Source organism: Aurantimonas marianensis, from assembly GCF_024195285.1.
In the GTDB taxonomy this organism is placed as follows: domain Bacteria; phylum Pseudomonadota; class Alphaproteobacteria; order Rhizobiales; family Rhizobiaceae; genus Aurantimonas; species Aurantimonas marianensis.
Map to the genome: position 1 here is coordinate 1 of NZ_JALHBS010000107.1, position 17,534 is coordinate 17,534.

Sequence of the window (17,534 nt, forward strand, 5' to 3'; positions counted from 1 at the left end):
CTCTTCGGAGGTGGAGAGGATCTTGCCCGGATGCACGTTCTTCTTCGTCCAGGACATCTCGGAGACGTGGATGAGGCCCTCGATGCCCGGCTCCAGCTCGACGAACGCGCCGTAGTCGGTGATGTTCGTGACGCGGCCGGTGACCTTGACGCCCATCGGATACTTGACGCCGATGCCGTCCCACGGATCGGCCTCGAGCTGCTTCATGCCGAGCGAGATGCGGTGCGTCTCCTGGTTGATCCGGATGATCTGGACCTTCACCGTCTGGCCGATCTGCAGGATCTCGGTCGGATGGTTGACGCGGCGCCAGGCCATGTCGGTCACATGCAAGAGGCCGTCGATGCCACCGAGGTCGACGAAGGCGCCGTAGTCGGTGATATTCTTGACGATGCCGTCGACGGTCTGACCCTCTTCGAGGTTCTGGACGATCTCGGAGCGCTGCTCGGCCCGGCTCTCTTCGAGGACGGTGCGGCGCGAGACGACGATGTTGCCGCGGCGCTTGTCCATCTTGAGGATCTGGAAGGGCTGCGGCGTGTTCATCAGCGGCGTGACGTCGCGGATCGGCCGGATGTCGACCTGGGAGCGCGGCAGGAAGGCGACGGCGCCGTCGAGGTCGACTGTGAAGCCGCCCTTGACCTGGTTGAAGATCTGACCTTCGACCTTTTCGCCGGCTTCGAACTGTTTCTCGAGCTTGACCCAGCTTTCCTCGCGGCGCGCCTTGTCGCGCGACAGAACGGCTTCGCCGAGGGCATTTTCGATGCGCTCGACATAGATCTCGACGACGTCGCCGACCTTGAGATCGCTCTCCTTGCCCTTGGCGCCGAATTCCTTGAGGGCGACGCGGCCCTCGACCTTCAGGCCGGCATCGATGACGGCCATGTCCTTTTCGATCGCGACGACGGTGCCCTTGACCACGGCGCCTTCGGCGACGTCCTGTTCGTGGAACGAGGCTTCGAGCAGCGAGGCGAAATCTTCACGGGACGGGTTTAAGTTAGACATTCCTACTCCTTGGGAACTCCCCCACTATCCGTGGGAAAGCGGCGCGCCGTGGGGCGAAGGCCCCGGGTCAGACATTGCGTTCGCCCGATGTCGCGGTCCGGCCCGTCCCGAAACGGGAGAGGCCCGGAGCGGTTTCGCCGTTGCGGCACCGCGCCGTTCGGCGCGCAAGACCGCGGCCGGGCAGGATCGATCGAAGCATGGCGGGCCGTGGAGACATCCGGCGCCGACAAAAATCAGGCGGAGGACAAGCCGTTGGCCGATAGCCGAAAAGGGCGTGCCCTCTCACGAAAGACCGCCCTTCCACTCCGTTCCGTCAGGCCGCTGACCGATCGATGATCTCGCAAGCCGCACGGAACGCGGTTTCTATATCCAATTCGCTGGTATCCAGCAAGTGCGCATCGGCCGCCGGCTTCAACGGCGCGACGCTGCGCCCGGCGTCGCGCACGTCGCGTTCACGGACTTCCGCAAGAATCCGCTCATAGGTGACGTCACGGCCCTTGGCGGCGAGTTCGTCGGTCCGCCGGCGCGCCCGGACCTCGGCCGAAGCGGTGACGAAGATCTTCACTTGCGCGTTCGGGCAGATCACCGTGCCGATGTCGCGGCCGTCGAGCACGGCGCCTTCCGGCCGCGCGGCGAAATCGCGCTGAAAGGCGGTCAGGGCGGATCTGACTTGCGGATGCACGGCGACGCGCGAGGCGAGTTCCCCGGCTTCGCGGCCGCGCAAGCTGCCGTCGTCGAGATGCGATGTATCAAGCCGCTCGGCGATCGGCCCCACCGCCGCGGCGTCGTCGAGGTCGATGCCGGCATCGCTCGCGAGCTTGCCGATGGCGCGGTAGAGCAGGCCGGTGTCGAGATAGGGCAGGCCGTAATGTTCCGCCAGACGTTTGGCGAGCGTGCCCTTGCCTGCGGCGGCGGGGCCGTCGATGGCGATAGTCAGTGGCGCGGTCATGGGACGTGATCCGTGTTGGACGGCAGGTCCGGCTCCCCATCGGGAACCGGCGGGTCGAGAGCGAGCGTGCCGTGAGCGTCCAGCACCAGCAGGACCGCGGCGATGACGGCGCCGAGGAGAAAGGGGGCGGCGACCATGAACAGGATCAGCTCGAGTTCGCCGACCCAGCGGGCGAGGCGCAGCGCGAAATCGATGACGCCATTGCCGGTGTCGAGGAGGCCCGGCGGCGCGCTCTCGCCGCGCAGCGCCAGCCGCTCGGCCGCGCCTTTCTGTGTCTGATAGATCACCGCGATCACGCCGCAAAAGGCCAGCAAGGCGGGCATCGGCAAGAGCGCGGCCAGACGGCTGCGGAGCGTCCCCGGCCCGGCACGAAGATGTCGCGCGCGATAACGGCCGTAGATGAAGGCGACCGGCGTGAAGAACAGGATGGCGAGGATCGCCGCGATCATGCGCGCTGCGCCTTCTCGCGCCGGACGCCGATCTCGATCTGATTCAGCGCCGCATAGGGCGGACGCTCGAAGATATTCGGGTCGTCGAGAAAGGCGAGCAGCATATCGAACGCATCGACGCCCCAGAAGACCGGTCCCGCCACGCCGTCCGCAACGTGGGGCACAAAGCTCGGAACGCCGAAGACGCCGGCGGCGACGGCATCCGCGGTATTGGCCTTCAGCGCGGATTTTGACGTCTCGGCCGTGGCAAGGGCCGGATCGAGAGCCAGCCGCTCCGCAAGCGCCGCCAGGCCGTCCGGCGTATCGATGGGATGGCCTTGCGAAAAGACGAAATCGAAGGCGCCGCGCACCGTGTCGAGATCCGCGCCCGCGCCGTCATTGGCGCCCGCCAGCAGGCGCAGCGCGGCCAGCGGGTTGAACGGGTGGCGCGGCGGGAACACGGTCTCACGGCCCAGCGTCGCCCCCAGGAACACGGCCTGCCGATAGGTATGCAATCGCTTGGCGTCGATCTCGGCCGGCCCGAGCTGGCCATGATGGGCGAGCACCGCGCCAAACAGGATCCCTCGCGGCCGCACCGTCACGTCGGCTGGCAGCTCGGGCAGCCGCGCCAGAACGATATGGGCATAGGGCGACAGGAGGTCGTAGTAAAAGTCGAGGCGGCGTTTCATGGCTAGGCCTCCGGCGTCTCGATATCCGCCCCGAGGCCGGTCATCATCCCCGTAAATTCGGGAAAGCTGGTGGCAATCATGCGGCCGTCGTCGACGCTCACGGCTGTCTCGCAGGCCATGCCGAGAACCAGGAAGCTCATGGCGATGCGGTGGTCGAGATGGGTGGCGACGGTGCCGCCGCCATAGCCGCGCCCCTCCGGATCGCCGGTCACCGTCAGCCAGTCGGCGCCCTCCTCGTGGGCGATGCCGTTGGCGGCGAGTCCGGCGGCGACGGCGGCCAGCCGGTCGCTCTCCTTGACGCGCAATTCGTCGAGACCGCGCATCACCGTCGTGCCCTTGGCGAAGGCCGCGGCGATCGCCAGCACCGGATATTCGTCGATCATCGATGGCGCGCGGGCTTCCGGCACCTCGATGGCGGTCAGTTCGGAATGGCGCACATTGAGGTCGGCGACGTCCTCGCCGCCGGCGACGCGCCGGTTCAAGACCTCGATCGCGGCGCCCATTTCGAGCAGCGTCTCGATCAGTCCGGTGCGGGTCGGGTTCATCAGGACGTTCTCGATGGTGACGTCCGAGCCCGGCACGATCAGCGCCGCGACGATCGGAAAGCCGGCCGAGGACGGGTCGCCCGGCACGACGAAATCGGCGACGCCCGCGAGTTGGCCCTGGCCTTCGAGGCGAATATGCCGGACCCCGGCCGCATCGGTTTCGACCGCGATCGTCGCGCCGAAGCCCCGAAGCATCTTTTCGGTGTGATCGCGGGTCATGACCGGCTCCACCACGGTGGTGATCCCCGGCGCGTTCAGGCCGGCAAGGAGGACGGCGGACTTCACCTGCGCCGAGGCCATCGGTACGCGATATTCGATCGGCGCGGCGACGCGGGGCCCGCGAATCGACAGCGGCAGCCGGTCGCCCGAGCGCGCCACCACTTGCGTTCCCATCAGCCGGAGCGGATCGAGCACCCGGCCCATCGGCCGTTTCGACAGCGACGCGTCGCCGACGAAGGTGGAGGCGAAATCGTAGGAACCGACGAGGCCCATGGTCAGCCGCGCGCCGGTACCGGCATTGCCGAAGTCCAGAACGCCTTCCGGCTCCAGAAGGCAGCCATTGCCGACGCCCTGAACGACCCAGGCGCCGCCCTCCTTGGTGATCAGCGCGCCCATTGCCCGCATGGCGTTGCCCGTGGCGATCACGTCCTCGCCCTCGAGCAGACCCGTGATCCGGGTCGTGCCGGCGGCGATCCCGCCGAACAGGAAGGCGCGATGGGAGATCGACTTGTCCCCCGGCACGGTGGTCCGGCCGCTGAGGCCGCCGGCCTTGCGGGCGCTGATCGGCCGTCGCGCCGTCGCCGTTGCTTGCATGCGTCTCGTCCCCGTCATTTCCCGCTTCGCGTGCCAGGCTTCGATCGTCCGGCCGCGGCGCGCTCTTTCTGTCGCCGTAATCCGGCTTTGACAAGGGCCGGGCGAGGCCGTAAGGGACCAACCGATTTTCATCGGAGCGGAATTGCGGCATTGACACAGCCGGCCACCTCTTCGCCGCCGCAAGGCCGCGGCGGTGACCAGCCGGATCGCGGCCCTTTCCACCCGAAGCGACCTGGGCGGACGCGCACGCGCCGACCCCAATCGACGACGAGGCAATGATGGCGAAATCCGAACTCGGCACCAAGCGGACCGACCCAGAGACGGGTCGCAAATTCTACGATCTGGGCAAGGACCCGATCGTCTCCCCCTATACGGGCAAATCCTATCCGCTCTCCTTTTTCGAGGCGGAGCCGGCGCGCGGCTCCGTGCCGAAGGAGAAGGCGAAGGCCAAGGTCAAGGCGGCGGTAGAGGACGAGGAGGAGGATGAGGAGACAGTCGAGGTCGAGGAAAGCGAGAACACGGTGTCCCTCACCGACGTCGAGGAGGAGGAGGAGTCCGCCTCGGACAAGTCCGATCTGCCCGACATCGACGTCACGGACGACGAGGACGATAGCGACGACAACGACGACGACACCTTCCTTGCGACCGACGACGACGATGACGACGACGACGATGTTGCCGACATCATCGGCGGCGGCCGGGACGACGACGACGATTGATCGCGGCGTGCGGACCGGCGCGGTCGGAATCATCACCCGGAGGCGTCGGAAATTCGCTTGATCTTCGCGGCGGGCTTGATTAAGAACCCGCCGATACGACGCGGGCCGCACCCAGGGCCCGCCGACAGTTCGCCGGACACCGGCGGCGTGGGGCCATAGCTCAGCTGGGAGAGCGCTACAATGGCATTGTAGAGGTCAGCGGTTCGATCCCGCTTGGCTCCACCATTTTCCCTTCCCGCTAAGCCCGGATGCCTCTTTCGGAGGCCCTGAAAACAGCTCCTTCGCAACGCACATGGCTCACGGGCGTGATCTCCATGGAGCATGAGAAGGGCGCCGAACCCCACGCCCGCTGAAGCGCAAGAATGTCTTATGCTAGCATCGGCGAGTGCCTCTGCATCTCGTCGCGGCGATCTGCCGGTCGTTCATCCAGCGCAGCATGGAAACCGCGGACCTTGCGGCGTAGCCACCAGTAGAGATCGACGGCTGGGGTATGTTCGCCAGCAAGCTCCAGGCTCAACCGATTGACCTTGCCGCTCGAACCGATAACCTCGGCCCGCTGGCGCTGGCCGCATCGAATTCCAGCACGATCCAGGATGGCACCCCGCCGGTCGCGGCGCGGAGCTGGAGCGAACAAGGCATCGTGATGAGCGGGCAAATCGAATAATGGAGGCCAAGGCTCCGATCTTGCAGGCGAGCGGGCTGTGCAAGAGGTTCGACGAGCGTGATCGCCTGGTTCTCGATGATGTGTCCATGACGATCGCTTATGGCGAATCCGTCGCCCTGATGGGGCCGAGCGGTTGCGGGAAAACCACACTCTTGTCGATCCTGGCCGGTCTGATGCTGCCGGACACGGGAAAGCTCGACTACTGGTTTCCCGGTTTGCCGTCGACAGACCGGCTGACCGCCGCGATCCGACGTCATCATGTCGGGATTGTTTTCCAGTCGATCCACCTGATTCCGACGCTGACGGTGCTTGAAAACGTCGAAATCCCGATGTTCGGAGTCGAAAAGAGCGCCGATCGGCGCCTCCATCGGGCGCGGGAGGTGGTTGAGAGGCTCGGACTATCCGCATTCGCGGACATGCGACCGCATCAATTGTCGGGTGGCGAGCGCCAGCGTGTCGCCATCGGGCGGGCATTCGCCAACCGGCCGATCCTTGTGTTTGCCGATGAGCCGACCGGCAATCTTGACACGGTATCGTCCGACCACGTGGTCCAGGCGCTTCTCGACATGGCGTCGCAAACCAACGGCTCGCTCCTCGTGGTCACGCACAACCCCGGGGTCGCGGCATGTATGGACCGGATCCTGACCATCGTCGACGGACGCATTGTGACGAATGGAGCCAAGGCACCGGCGAGACTTGGGACCGCGTCCTGATGCGCTTCCTGGCCTATCCGATCAAGAATCTGCGCCGCCGCCCGGGCCGCACGCTGTTTGCCGCCATTGGCGTCAGCCTGGCAATCGCGACCTTCGTTTCGATGACGGTCCTGTTCGGCGGCATAACCGATCAGTGGAAGACCAATCTCGATGCGGACGGCGTGCACCGCGTGATCCTGCAGGACAAGCAGATCGACTGGCTGGCCAGCTCGCTTCCCGATTCCGTCGCCGCGGAGATTGCCGATCTTCCGTCGGTTCGGTCGGCCGAGGGAGAATTGCTGTCGTTTTTGACCACTGAAAACGGCATCGCAATTCTCGCATCCGGGTGGGCCTCCGATTCCGCGCGGTGGTCCGGTTTGGAACTGGTTGCGGGCACAAGGCCGCCGGCTGGTGCGAACGATATGGCGATGATTGGCGAAACCGCGGCATCGGCTCTCGGGCTTGGCGTCGGCGACAAGCTTGCGCTCGACGGACTAGAGGTCGAGATCGCCGGGATCTTCAAGGTGCGCGATGTTCTGACCGGTGGGCGGCTGTTCCTTCCATTGAGGGGCTTGCAGAAGCAGATGTTTCGGGACGGGACGGTCACGCTGGTCAACGTCATGCTCGAACAGCCGGAGTCGTCCGAGGGTGTCCGCGAAGTGGAAAGTTTCATCGCCGCGAACTATCCCAGCCTGTCGGTCCGGCAGACAGCGCAACTCAGCCAAGACAACCGGGTGATCGATTTCCTGAACGTCCTGCGCCGTGCGGTCATATGGATCGTGAGCCTGATCGGCGTCGCAGGCACGGCCAACATCATGCTGATGGCGGTCAACGAGCGGCGCTCCGAGATCGGTCTGCTCGTTGCCCTGGGCTGGTCGCCGATGCGGATCGTGTCGGTGTTCCTCGCGGAAGGCGTGGCCCTGTCGTCGGTATCGGGCATGGCGGGGGTAGGATTGGGTGTGGTGATCATCGAACTGATTCGCAACAGCGCCACGCTGGCGGTCTTCCTCTCCGGAAGCATGTCCCTCGCGGTGGCGCTGCAAGCCCTTGCCCTGGCCGTCGGGATCGGCACGGTCAGCAGCATCCTTCCGGCGATACGCGCGGTCAACGTGCCGGCGGACACGGCCCTCAGGTCGGTTTAGTCGGAGCCTGTTTTTGCAGACGTGCGTCGAAGCCGTGCAGCATCAGGTTTGCCCATACCGCGCCATATCCGAAGGCCCAGATATATTCTTCAATGGGCAGTCCGGGCGGAAAGGGCAAGGAATACCAGTAGGTGTCTTTCGCCGCCCAGAAGCCGTTGAATTCGGGAACGATCCAATGCCAGACCAGGGTTTCCACACCATAGAGTAGTGCGAAGCCGATGCCGGCCGTCAGCGCGATCTCGACCGAGAAACAGCCCTTATGCCACAGAACCAGCGCGATGACGGCAAAACCGAAAAAGGTTGCATGCATGATCGTCAGCCAGCCAAGACCGCTCTCCCAAACGAGCAGGGAGGCGGCAAGACCCGGAAACATGATCATGGTCAGGCGTCTCAATGGGTCGACGAGATCCTTGGGAAAGAGCGTGTGCAGATACGGCCAACGCATGGCCACCGGCATCATGACCAGACAGCCGTTTCCGAACGAGAACAGCATGCCTTCCAGACTGAACCAGGGGCCTATCAGGTGGTCAGGCTGCCAATATTCCGGCACGAAAATCCAGTCGGCTAATCCCGCTGGTGTCGCTAAAATGCCGGAGATGACAACAAACCTCCGATATCGCGGAACGGCCAGCGCACTCAAAATGCCGCACAGTGCGATCCCGACGCTTACTAGGAGGTATGAATATGCCAATCGTCGTCTTCTGAAGCTGAATAGGCCGTGATGCTACTCCAGGTGCACCGGCGTCGAGACCTGCGGGCCAACCAGGAGATTATGATGTATCGATGCGAATGTTGAAAAATCTAGCGCGGATCGTCGTCGCTATGGCTTTTCTTACGGGAGCCGCCACTGCGGAAGGGGCGGCTGAGACGGGCTGGGTCAAGGCTTTCGTCGAGAAATCCGAACGCATCCTGTCGCAGGATGGACCTGACGCGGCACGTCGCCTTCAAGCTGTCTACAAGCGCTATTTCGACATTGGCGGACTGGCCGCCCGGATTGCTCCGGAGCGGTTGTGGAAGCAGGCCGACAGCGTGCAAAGGCGCCGGTTCGTCGCGATCGTGAGCTGCAGACTGGCGGTCGAATCGGTGAAACGCGCCAAGTCGGAGACACCTTTGAGCTGGAAGGTTGTCGGATCGCGCCCGGCCGCGTCGGGCCAGACGGCGGCGGTGCGTTTCATCCTGGCCGAAAACCGGCAGAAGACCGTCCTCTTCGACGTGGTGCAGAGCCGGTCGGGATTGCGCGTCGTGGACATCAGTTCGGAAGGCGGGCGGCTTTCCGCCCGGTTCGCCAGTCAAATCGCGCGCGAATCGCGAAACCTGGTCGATCCGCCTGACGTCGAGCGCTGGCTGAACGCCTTCGACTGCAGGGCGTAAAAAAAGTCGGTAGAGAGGGGTGGAGGTCGTCGGCCATCCCCCTTTCAATACGAAAATTCGATCCAGACGACGTCGTTGGGCTCCTCCGGCGTGGTGCGCGCGGCGATCGTCTCGCCGTTGAAGCCGGCCGTGACCGTTTCCGGCGCGTCTCCCTCGATCGCCAGCGAGGATGTCCAGACCGACGGCACTTCCTCGGTTTCCGGCCGCCCCTCGATCGGCAGGGCGCCGAGCGTCGCGTTGTCGTCGACGCCGAAATAGCCGCGCGGCCGCATGACGTTGACCACTTCCCCGGCAAGCGTCTCGCCCGCGACCGCGCCGCTCGACGCGGGATAAAGCCGCAAATGGGCGATGTCGGTCGAGCGCGGGAAAGGAGCGCGATAGATCCGCGTTTCCGGATAGCCTTCGGCTTCCACAACGAATTCATAAGTCTGACCGGGCTTCGCCGCGAACGGACCGTAGCGACCATCCGCGCCGACGGCCTTCTCCAGCACCGCCCTGCCCTGGCGCTCGCCGGTGGCCGAATCGACGGCGAAAACCGTCAGCCGCGCGCCTCCGAGCGGCAGATTGGTCGGCGCGCCATTCGCGTAGCCGGAAATCTCTCCCGCGACGGTCGGCGAGTCCTCCGGCTCGATGTCGAGGGTCGCCGGCACTTGCCCGGTTATCGCCTTGTGGATGGCGATGAACGCCTCGGGCGCGGTGGCCGTCTCGCGGTGGTCGGCGCCGTCGATGACGATCGTGTCGGCGCCGTCGCGGTCCGGCGCGTCGTAGGAAACGCCGGTCGCCTGCCCGGCAAGACCGAGGAAGCGGCCATCCGGCTGGGCGTAGAGGTCGAACCGGTCGGATCGTATCACGGTGACCGGGATATTGTCGGGCACCTCCGGCGGCTGGTTGAGCGCGGTCAGGAACCGGCCGGCCCCGTTATATTCGGAGTTCAGTCGCTCCCGGGAATTGGCATAGACGCCGTTGTGGACGCAGCCGGCCAGCACCATGCGCGCGACCCTGCCGGCGCCATGGTAATTCCTCACATAATTGCGTGCCGTCTGGCAACCGCGCGAATGGGCGACGATCGCGACCTTCCGGGCGCCGCTCGCCTTGAGCGCCTGCTCGACGGTGCGCGCAAGCGCGCGGGCCGCGTCTTCTGTCGAAGAGCGGTTCTCCTCGGCGAGCGTGTCGTCGGTCCGCGCGGAGGGATGGTCGATATCGGCGGTGAACAGCCGGTCGGCGGGATAGCCGTTGCTTTCGAACCGCCACAGCACCGGCATCCAGAACGCGGCCGAATCGCCCTCGCCATGGACGAAGACGATCGGCGGCGTCGGCGCGGCCGGGTCCTTGTCGGCTGCCGGGACGGGGGACGCCAAGACCCCGGCGGTGAGAAGCGCCAGCGTGATCCAGAACATCGCCGCTCTTTTCATTTCGTCAGTTTCCCCTTTACCCGCGTCTGCCGCCGACTAACAAAGGGCGCCGGTCGGCTGCGGCAACGCCGCGCGGCGGCTCGGCTTGCGTGTCACGCCGAAACGCGCCTTACTGAAAGCCATTGACGGAAGCCCGGTCTCCGCCAGATCAATGACTTCAGCTTTACGTCAAAGGACAAGGGAAAAATCTCATGAAAACATTCGGATGGGTCGCGGCGAGCATCGCGGCCATGACCATGACGGCCGGCGTCGCCGCCGCCCAGGAAAAATTCATCACCATCGGTACCGGCGGCCAGACCGGCGTCTATTTCGTAGTCGGCCAGTCGATCTGCAAGCTGGTCAATCGCGGCCAGGCCGAGCACGGGCTCAAATGCACGGCGCCCTCGACCGGCGCCTCCGTGGCCAACATCAATGCCATCAAGGCAGGCGACCAGACCATGGGCGTTGCCCAGTCCGACATGCAGTACAACGCGTTGGAGGGGCTCGACCCCTGGCAGGGCGATCCGTTCAAGGGCGAGAGGGCCGTCTTCTCCATCCATCCCGAGCCGATGACGGTCGTTGCGCGCGCCGATTCCGGCATCGAGACCTTCGATGACCTGAAGGGCAAGCGGGTCAATATCGGCAATCCCGGTTCCGGCTCGCGCGCCACGATGGAAATCATCATGGATCGCAAGGGCTGGACGATGGACGACTTCTCCCTCGCCTCCGAGCTGAAGGCGGCCGAGCAGTCGCAGGCGCTGTGCGACAACAATGTCGACGCCATCATCTACACGGTCGGCCATCCGAACGGCTCGATCCAGGAAGCGACGACCTCCTGCGAGGCGAAGCTCGTTCCGGTGACGGGGCCGGAGATCGACAAGCTGGTTGAGGAAAACCCGTATTATTCGGCTGCCACCATCCCGGGCGGTCTCTACGAGGGCAATCCCGACGAAACACAGACCTTCGGCGTGCGCGCGACCATGGTCTCCTCCGATCAGGTCGACGAGGAAACCGTCTATCAGGTCGTCAAGGCGGTGTTCGACAATTTCGACCGCTTCAAGAAGCTGCATCCGGCCTTTGAAAATCTCACCAAGGAAGAGATGACCAAGGCCGGCCTGTCGGCGCCGCTGCATCCCGGTGCCGAGCGCTACTTCAAGGAAGCCGGGCTTCTGTAAGTCCTCGTGACGGCGGCGGGACCGAAATCGGCCCCGTCGCCCCGCCCCGCGAATGACCCTCCGACCTGCTCCGGTCCCGACCGGTTCGTCGCGGGTCGTCGTTCCGACCGGTCACCCATCAGGCGAAGCGAGCTCCTGCAATGACCAAAACGCCGCGTCATTCCGAGAGCCTCGATGACGAGCGCCCGCGCGAGATCGATAGCGTCGATGTCGAGGCGGCGACCTCCCGGCAGGAATCCCTCCATGAGCTCGTCGCCTCCTCCGATACCGGCGGCCGCAGCCCGGCGAAACCCGTCGCCTATCTGATTTCCGGGACCGCGCTGGTCTGGTCGCTGTTCCAGCTCTGGATCGCCTCGCCGCTGCCGTTCATGATCGGTGCCGGCGTCTTCAACAACACCGAAACCCGGTCGATTCACCACGCTTTCGCGTTGTTCCTGGCCTTTCTGGCGTTTCCGGCCTCGCGCTCGATCTTCCAGCTCGTGCTCGGCATCGGCGTGCCGCTGCTGCTGGGCTTTCTGTTTCTGGAAGGCGCGACGGGTGTCCTGCCTGGCTGGTACATCCCGGCCATCACCCTGGCGATGATCGCCGCGGTCGCGTTGCCGTCGCCCAACAAGCGCGTGCTGCCGCATGAATGGGCGTTGGCGATCGCCGGCGCCGCGACGGCCTCCTATCTCTATTTCGCCTATGAATCGATTTCGGGCCGTATCGGCGCGCCGAACATGACCGATTTCATGGTTGGCACGGTCGGCTTGATGGTGCTCCTGGAAGCGACCCGTCGCGCCCTCGGCCCGGCGCTGATGGTGGTCGCCTCGGTGTTCCTCGTCTACACCTTCCTCGGCCCCTATATGCCGTCGATCATCGCCCACAAGGGCAATTCCCTCTCCGAGGTGATCAACCACCAGTGGATCACCACCGAGGGCGTCTTCGGCATCGCCCTCGGCGTGTCGACCTCCTTCGTCTTCCTGTTCGTGCTGTTCGGCTCGCTGCTCGACAAGGCCGGCGCCGGCAGCTACTTCATCAACGTCGCCTTCTCGCTGATGGGCCACATGCGCGGCGGCCCGGCCAAGGCGGCCGTCGTCTCCTCGGCGATGACCGGGCTGATCTCCGGCTCCTCGATCGCCAACGTCGTGACCACCGGCACCTTCACGATTCCGCTGATGAAGCGGGTCGGCTTCTCGGCCGAAAAGGCCGGCGCGGTCGAAACCGCCTCGTCGGTCAACGGCCAGATCATGCCGCCGGTCATGGGCGCCGCCGCGTTCCTGATGGTCGAATATGTCGGCATTCCCTATTTCGACGTGGTCAAGCACGCCTTTCTGCCGGCTGTGATTTCCTACATAGCCCTGGTCTACATCGTCCATCTGGAAGCCATGAAGGCTGGCATGCAGGGCCTGCCGCGCGCCTATGAGCCGAAGCCCTGGTTGCAATGGCTGGTCGGCGTTGTCTTCGGCATCCTGGTGCTGTGCGTCCTGTCGTTCGCCGTCTATTACGGCATCGGCTGGATCCGTCCGGCGTTCGGCGCCAATGCCGGCTGGGTCGTCTTCGCACTGCTCATCGCCGTCTATGTCGGCCTGCTCTGGTACGGCGCCAAATATCCGACGCCGCAACTCGACGATCCGGACAAGCCGATCACCGAATTGCCGCTGCCCGGTCCGACGGTCAAGTCCGGCCTGCACTTCGTCCTGCCGGTCGTGGTTCTCGTCTGGGCTCTGATGGTCGACCGGCTCTCTCCGGGCCTTTCGGCCTTCTGGGCCGCGGCGTTCATGATCTTCATCCTGGTGACCCAGCATCCGATCAGCGCCTTCTTCCGGGGTACCGGCAATTACGGCCTGGAGGCGGGGCGCGGTCTGATCGACCTGATCGACGGGCTGATCACCGGCGCCCGCAACATGATCGGGATCGGCATCGCCACGGCGACGGCCGGCATCATCGTCGGCGCGGTCTCGCAGACCGGCGTCGGCCCGGCGCTGGCCGAGGTGGTGGAGGTTCTGTCCGGCGGCAACCTTCTGGCCATCCTGTTCCTGACGGCGATCCTGTCGCTGATTCTCGGCATGGGCCTGCCGACGACGGCCAACTATATCGTCGTCTCGGCGCTGCTCGCTCCGGTGATCGTCACCCTTGGCGAAGCCAACGGGCTGATCGTGCCGCTGATCGCGGTGCATCTGTTCGTCTTCTATTTCGGCATCATGGCCGACGTAACGCCGCCTGTCGGCCTTGCCTCCTTCGCGGCCGCGGCTGTCTCGGGCGGCGATCCGATCAAGACCGGCGCGATCGCCTTCTTCTATTCGCTGCGGACCGCGGCACTGCCGTTCCTGTTCATCTTCAACACCGACCTTCTGCTGATCAATGTCGATGTCCTCCACGGCATCTTCATCTTCATCGTCGCCACGGTGGCGATGCTTCTGTTCGCCGCGGCGACGCAAGGATGGTTCCTGACGAGGAACCGTGTCTGGGAGGGCATCGCTTTGCTTTTGATCGCCTTTACCCTGTTCCGGCCGGGATTCTGGATGGACATGGCGGTGCCGCCCTACGACGACCGGCCGGCGACAGAGTTGGCCGAGGCGGCCGCGAGCACGCCGCCCGGTCAGCCGCTGCGGCTGCGGATTGCCTATCTTGATCCCTTCGGTGCCCCGTCCGAGCGCACCGTGGAACTGCCTTTACCAGACGGGGCGAGCGGCGAGGAGAGACTGGCGAATGCCGGGCTCGAGCTCGTCCAGACCGACGGCAAGACGATGATCGACAATGTGGCGTTCGGCTCGCCGGCCGAGGCCGCGGGCCTTGATTGGGATCAGCAGATCACCCTGGTCAGAACGCCGGCCGAGCAGCCGACGAAATACTGGATGTTCCTGCCCGCGCTGGCCCTGTTGGGCCTGATCGTCTGGGGCCAGCGTCGCCGGGCGCCACACGAGCCGACGCGGCCGAGGGCCGAGGCCATGGCGGGCTGAGAAGAGTTGCCGGAAACGAACAAGGCGCCGCAAGCCCAAGCTTGCCGCGCCTTGAATCGATACGATCGGCCCTGCCGGCCGGCGGCCGGTCTCCCGATCGAATTTCAGCCGATGGCCGACAGCAAGACGATGGTCGCCGCCAGGGCGAGGGTGATCATGCCGGTAACGGCGAGGGTCTGGAAAACTTCGCTGCGGATCATGGTTGGCGCCTTTCGTTCGAGCGCGTGGGTGATGCGCCGCATGTGCGACGCCCAAGCGCGCCGCACCAGTCCGCTTTGCGACATTTCTTGTCGCCGCAACGGCGAAATCAGCTTCGCGAGAGCTTATGGCGACCGGCGGTGAGAAGGACCCATTCGACCGGCCATTGCCGATACCGCGGCGCCGATCCATGGCGAGAAGCGGGACGAGACGCGATGCGGCGCATCGGACGAGACCGCGACGCGGCCGGGCGCGACGAGGACCCGGCCTTCGGTGGAGCCAGCTGCGCTCAGGCAGAGTGGGAGAAGATATCCTCCTTGTCCCAGCCCGCGAGATCGAGCTTCGCCCGGGTCGGCAGGAAGGCGAAGCAGGCCTTGGCCAGATCCATCCGGTCCTCGCGCTCGAGCCGCTTGTAGAGGCCCCCCATGATGTCGTGGAGATAAAGCACGTCCGAGGCGGCATATTCGATCTGCGCCGGCGACAGCGTATCGGCCGCCCAATCGGAGGATTGCTGCTGCTTCGAAAGGTCGGTGCCGGTCATCTCCCGCGCCAGATCCTTCAGCCCGTGCCGGTCCGTGTAGGTGCGGGTCAGACGCGAGGCGATCTTTGTGCAGAAGATGCTCTCCGTCATCACCCCGAAGGCATGATAGAGCGCGGCGATGTCGAAGCGGGCGTAATGGAAGATCTTGGTCTTCGAGGCGTCCTTCAGCAGCGCCGTCAGGTTCGGCGCGTCGCGCTGGCCCTTGGCGATCTGCACGATATCCGCCGTGCCGTCGCCTGGCGACAGCTGCACGACGCAAAGCCGGTCGCGGCGCGTGTCGAGGCCGAGCGTCTCGGTGTCGATGGCGATGGGGCCGGTATAGCGGGAAACGTCGGTAAGATCGCCTTTGTGGACGCGAATGGTCATGGACTGCCTTCATTGTGAGGATGCGTTGCGTCCGCTCTAGCGGATTTTGGCCCGGAGGCAAAAGCCCTTTCCCGCGGCAGGCGCCCCGGCCAGCGGAACAGCCCGGGATGGCCGGTTCCGGACGGCTACCGGAACGTCGCGGATCATGGGCTCCTTCCGTCGCGCCGAAGGCCGTGGCGGGACCGGTCGGCCGAGCCGGATAGTACCCATTACTGATGAAATGGATCCCGTTACATAGGGTCCGCATAAGCATACGAGAATAAAACGCTTTCTTCACGTTTATCACGCAAGGTTCGCTTCGGCCGGGCGCTCTAATCGGGGGAATAGCGCTGGTAATCGTGGACCGCCATGAGGGAAGCGACATCGGCATTGAGCCGTCAGGGGTCGGTCGGAAAACTCGCATCCAATCGCATTCGCGGGTCGGCGGTCGTCCGATGCGGGAATGCTCCAGACTAAAATCAAGGGGAAACAATGCTCAAGAACATGATGATGACTGCCGCCGCCGGCGCCCTGCTCTGCGGCGCAAGCCTCGTGACACCCGCGCTTGCGGACCAGCATGAGGCGCCGATCAAGGAAATGGTGGAAGCCAAACTGAAGGCGGCCCTGAACGACCCGGTCGTCATCGCCGCGATCAAGGCCCAGAACGAGAAGAATGCCTCGGTATCGCAGGCCGATATCGACGCGCTCGACCAGAAGTGGCGCGGTGAGGTCGAAGCCGGCGGCGGCGCGATGGTCGACGAGACGCTTTCCTCGGAATTGTCCAGCTACCTGAAGAAGGTCAAGGACGACCAGCAGGGCGCGCTGACCGAGCTCTTCGTCATGGACGCCAAGGGCCTGAATGTCGGCCAGAGCGATCCGACCTCCGATTACTGGCAGGGCGACGAGGCCAAATGGCAGAAGACCTTCAGCGTCGGCCCTGATGCGGTGTTCGTCGACGAGGTCGAGCAGGACGAGTCGACCCAGCAGCTGCAGTCGCAGGCCAGCTTCACGATCAACGATCCCGAGACCGGCGAGCCGATCGGTGCCGCGACCGCGGGCATCAATCTCGACATGCTCGGAATGTAAGCCCTAGCGGGTAGGAAGGCCTCAGCCATGTCAAATTCCACATCACAACCATCCGGTCGCGCGATCTCCATCGGGCTCAAGGCCGCGCTGGCGACAGCGGTTCCGGTATTGCTCGGGATCGCGGCGCTCGTCGCGATCCAGGTACAGAACCTCAAGAGCACCATCTACCAGGAAGCCGAAGGCAGCACGGTCACCATCGTGCAGCTGATGGCCGACCAGATGGCGGGCGGGGTGAAATGGGGCAAGGCTGAGGTCGTCGACAAGGTTTATGCCGATTTGGCGGCGCAGCCCGGCAATGAAATGTCGGACGTCCTGGTCCTGAACAAGGACGGGGCGCTCGTCACCCAGTTCGCCGACGAGGTGCTGACGAACGCCGGCGATCTGTCGGGATACGTCACTGCCGTGGCCGGCGAGCTGGCCAATGGCAAGATTATCACACGCCAGGTTGGCCAACATCTGTTGGTCGCCGCGCCGATCGCGCCGGGTGGAGAGCGCATCGGCACGCTCGCCATGGCCTGGGATCTTTCGCGCCTGGAAGCTCTGGCCCGCGCCGAGATGTGGAAAGGCGCGCTCTTCGGCATCGTCATCGCCGGCATGGTGGTGGGTGTCGTTGCCTTCTTCCTCAAGCGCAGCGTGACGGGGCCGATTCGCACGGTGACCGGGGTCATGACGACGCTGGCCGAGGGCGACAACTCCGTCGACGTCCCGCACATCGAGCGCGGCGACGAGATTGGCCGGATGGCGAATGCGGTGTTGGCGTTCAAGCAGGCGGCTTTGGAGAAGCAGCGTGTGGAGGCCGAGGCGGTGACGCGGCGCGAGGAGGCGGAGGCCGAGCGGCGCCAGAA

17 protein-coding genes and 1 tRNA gene are annotated in these 17,534 nt (G+C 64.9%); 10 read left to right on the top strand and 8 right to left on the bottom strand.

Features of this window, described 5'->3' with window-relative positions; all coding sequences use genetic code 11:
• The 5 genes from MJ956_RS16935 to aroA all read right to left on the bottom strand — a co-directional run.
• Positions 1–999, bottom strand: a 999-nt coding sequence (locus tag MJ956_RS16935) for a 30S ribosomal protein S1 (RefSeq protein ID WP_253965618.1), incomplete at its 3' end; no start/stop codon positions are given.
• 313 nt (positions 1,000–1,312) lie between these two features.
• On the bottom strand, positions 1,313–1,948 hold the full coding sequence (gene cmk, locus MJ956_RS16940; RefSeq protein ID WP_253965619.1) for a (d)CMP kinase: 636 nt from the start codon (positions 1,946–1,948) through the stop codon (positions 1,313–1,315).
• Positions 1,945–2,397, bottom strand: coding sequence for a hypothetical protein (locus MJ956_RS16945; RefSeq protein ID WP_253965620.1), 453 nt, complete (start codon positions 2,395–2,397; stop codon positions 1,945–1,947). The genes cmk and MJ956_RS16945 overlap by 4 nt, the downstream gene beginning before the upstream one ends.
• Positions 2,394–3,065, bottom strand: a complete 672-nt coding sequence (locus MJ956_RS16950; protein ID WP_253965621.1) for a DsbA family protein — start codon at positions 3,063–3,065, stop codon at positions 2,394–2,396. Before MJ956_RS16950 ends, MJ956_RS16945 begins: the two co-directional genes overlap by 4 nt.
• A 2-nt stretch (positions 3,066–3,067) precedes the next feature.
• Complete coding sequence (gene aroA, locus MJ956_RS16955; RefSeq protein WP_253965622.1) at positions 3,068–4,423, bottom strand: 3-phosphoshikimate 1-carboxyvinyltransferase; 1,356 nt, start codon at positions 4,421–4,423, stop codon at positions 3,068–3,070.
• A gap of 278 nt (positions 4,424–4,701) precedes the next feature.
• Here aroA and MJ956_RS16960 point away from each other — a divergent pair, with 278 nt between their 5' ends.
• From MJ956_RS16960 to MJ956_RS16980, 5 genes are all read left to right on the top strand, one after another.
• Positions 4,702–5,142 carry a TIGR02300 family protein gene (locus MJ956_RS16960; RefSeq protein ID WP_253965623.1) on the top strand — a complete coding sequence of 147 codons (441 nt, stop codon included), beginning with the start codon at positions 4,702–4,704 and terminating at the stop codon, positions 5,140–5,142.
• A 149-nt stretch (positions 5,143–5,291) separates the two neighbouring features.
• Positions 5,292–5,367: transfer RNA gene (locus MJ956_RS16965), tRNA-Ala, on the top strand.
• A 265-nt stretch (positions 5,368–5,632) separates the two neighbouring features.
• A complete protein-coding gene (locus tag MJ956_RS16970) occupies positions 5,633–5,806 on the top strand; it encodes a hypothetical protein (protein ID WP_253965624.1) in 174 nt (57 codons plus the stop codon).
• Positions 5,806–6,519, top strand: a complete 714-nt coding sequence (locus MJ956_RS16975; protein ID WP_256477928.1) for an ABC transporter ATP-binding protein — start codon at positions 5,806–5,808, stop codon at positions 6,517–6,519. The genes MJ956_RS16970 and MJ956_RS16975 overlap by 1 nt, the downstream gene beginning before the upstream one ends.
• A complete protein-coding gene (locus tag MJ956_RS16980) occupies positions 6,519–7,640 on the top strand; it encodes an ABC transporter permease (RefSeq protein ID WP_253965626.1) in 1,122 nt (373 codons plus the stop codon). Before MJ956_RS16975 ends, MJ956_RS16980 begins: the two co-directional genes overlap by 1 nt.
• On the opposite strand, the gene MJ956_RS16985 is transcribed toward MJ956_RS16980, so the two are convergent.
• On the bottom strand, positions 7,627–8,331 hold the full coding sequence (locus MJ956_RS16985; protein WP_253965627.1) for a hypothetical protein: 705 nt from the start codon (positions 8,329–8,331) through the stop codon (positions 7,627–7,629). The two genes, MJ956_RS16980 and MJ956_RS16985, sit on opposite strands and share 14 nt — an antisense overlap.
• A 98-nt stretch (positions 8,332–8,429) precedes the next feature.
• Between MJ956_RS16985 and MJ956_RS16990 the strand changes: the two genes are divergently transcribed.
• On the top strand, positions 8,430–9,011 hold the full coding sequence (locus tag MJ956_RS16990) for an ABC transporter substrate-binding protein (protein WP_253965628.1): 582 nt from the start codon (positions 8,430–8,432) through the stop codon (positions 9,009–9,011).
• A gap of 44 nt (positions 9,012–9,055) precedes the next feature.
• Here MJ956_RS16990 and MJ956_RS16995 read toward each other — a convergent pair whose 3' ends face one another.
• Positions 9,056–10,408 (bottom strand): alpha/beta fold hydrolase, encoded by a 1,353-nt coding sequence (locus MJ956_RS16995; RefSeq protein WP_253965629.1) that lies wholly within the window; start codon positions 10,406–10,408, stop codon positions 9,056–9,058.
• 206 nt (positions 10,409–10,614) lie between these two features.
• Between MJ956_RS16995 and MJ956_RS17000 the strand changes: the two genes are divergently transcribed.
• Together MJ956_RS17000 and MJ956_RS17005 are read left to right on the top strand one after the other, a co-directional pair.
• A complete protein-coding gene (locus tag MJ956_RS17000) occupies positions 10,615–11,577 on the top strand; it encodes a TAXI family TRAP transporter solute-binding subunit (RefSeq protein WP_253965630.1) in 963 nt (320 codons plus the stop codon).
• A gap of 140 nt (positions 11,578–11,717) precedes the next feature.
• Complete coding sequence (locus tag MJ956_RS17005; RefSeq protein WP_253965631.1) at positions 11,718–14,519, top strand: TRAP transporter permease; 2,802 nt, start codon at positions 11,718–11,720, stop codon at positions 14,517–14,519.
• Positions 14,520–15,006: 487 nt separating this feature from the next.
• Here the strand turns inward: MJ956_RS17005 and MJ956_RS17010 are convergent, their stop codons facing one another.
• Positions 15,007–15,624: a ribonuclease D gene (locus MJ956_RS17010; protein ID WP_253965632.1), complete on the bottom strand. Its 618-nt coding sequence runs from the start codon at positions 15,622–15,624 to the stop codon at positions 15,007–15,009.
• Between the two features lie 471 nt (positions 15,625–16,095).
• Between MJ956_RS17010 and MJ956_RS17015 the strand changes: the two genes are divergently transcribed.
• Together MJ956_RS17015 and MJ956_RS17020 are read left to right on the top strand one after the other, a co-directional pair.
• The gene (locus tag MJ956_RS17015; protein ID WP_253965633.1) at positions 16,096–16,689 is read left to right on the top strand and encodes a hypothetical protein; all 594 of its coding nucleotides are present in this window, start codon (positions 16,096–16,098) and stop codon (positions 16,687–16,689) included.
• A gap of 27 nt (positions 16,690–16,716) precedes the next feature.
• Positions 16,717–17,534 (top strand): HAMP domain-containing protein (locus MJ956_RS17020; protein WP_253965634.1); only part of this gene is annotated, 818 nt, incomplete at its 3' end.

What these genes read in the sequence shown, in the direction of transcription:
- MJ956_RS17015 (WP_253965633.1), top strand. Translation starts at nt 16,096, where the DNA reads ATGCTCAAGAACATGATGATGACTGCCGCCGCCGGCGCCCTGCTCTGC.
- MJ956_RS17000 (WP_253965630.1), top strand. Translation starts at nt 10,615, where the DNA reads ATGAAAACATTCGGATGGGTCGCGGCGAGCATCGCGGCCATGACCATG.
- MJ956_RS17010 (WP_253965632.1), bottom strand. Translation starts at nt 15,624, where the DNA reads ATGACCATTCGCGTCCACAAAGGCGATCTTACCGACGTTTCCCGCTAT.
- MJ956_RS16960 (WP_253965623.1), top strand. Translation starts at nt 4,702, where the DNA reads ATGGCGAAATCCGAACTCGGCACCAAGCGGACCGACCCAGAGACGGGT.
- MJ956_RS16975 (WP_256477928.1), top strand. Translation starts at nt 5,806, where the DNA reads ATGGAGGCCAAGGCTCCGATCTTGCAGGCGAGCGGGCTGTGCAAGAGG.
- aroA (WP_253965622.1), bottom strand. Translation starts at nt 4,423, where the DNA reads ATGCAAGCAACGGCGACGGCGCGACGGCCGATCAGCGCCCGCAAGGCC.
- MJ956_RS16970 (WP_253965624.1), top strand. Translation starts at nt 5,633, where the DNA reads ATGTTCGCCAGCAAGCTCCAGGCTCAACCGATTGACCTTGCCGCTCGA.
- MJ956_RS16945 (WP_253965620.1), bottom strand. Translation starts at nt 2,397, where the DNA reads ATGATCGCGGCGATCCTCGCCATCCTGTTCTTCACGCCGGTCGCCTTC.
- MJ956_RS16950 (WP_253965621.1), bottom strand. Translation starts at nt 3,065, where the DNA reads ATGAAACGCCGCCTCGACTTTTACTACGACCTCCTGTCGCCCTATGCC.
- MJ956_RS16980 (WP_253965626.1), top strand. Translation starts at nt 6,519, where the DNA reads ATGCGCTTCCTGGCCTATCCGATCAAGAATCTGCGCCGCCGCCCGGGC.
- MJ956_RS17005 (WP_253965631.1), top strand. Translation starts at nt 11,718, where the DNA reads ATGACCAAAACGCCGCGTCATTCCGAGAGCCTCGATGACGAGCGCCCG.
- cmk (WP_253965619.1), bottom strand. Translation starts at nt 1,948, where the DNA reads ATGACCGCGCCACTGACTATCGCCATCGACGGCCCCGCCGCCGCAGGC.
- MJ956_RS16990 (WP_253965628.1), top strand. Translation starts at nt 8,430, where the DNA reads ATGTTGAAAAATCTAGCGCGGATCGTCGTCGCTATGGCTTTTCTTACG.
- MJ956_RS16995 (WP_253965629.1), bottom strand. Translation starts at nt 10,408, where the DNA reads ATGTTCTGGATCACGCTGGCGCTTCTCACCGCCGGGGTCTTGGCGTCC.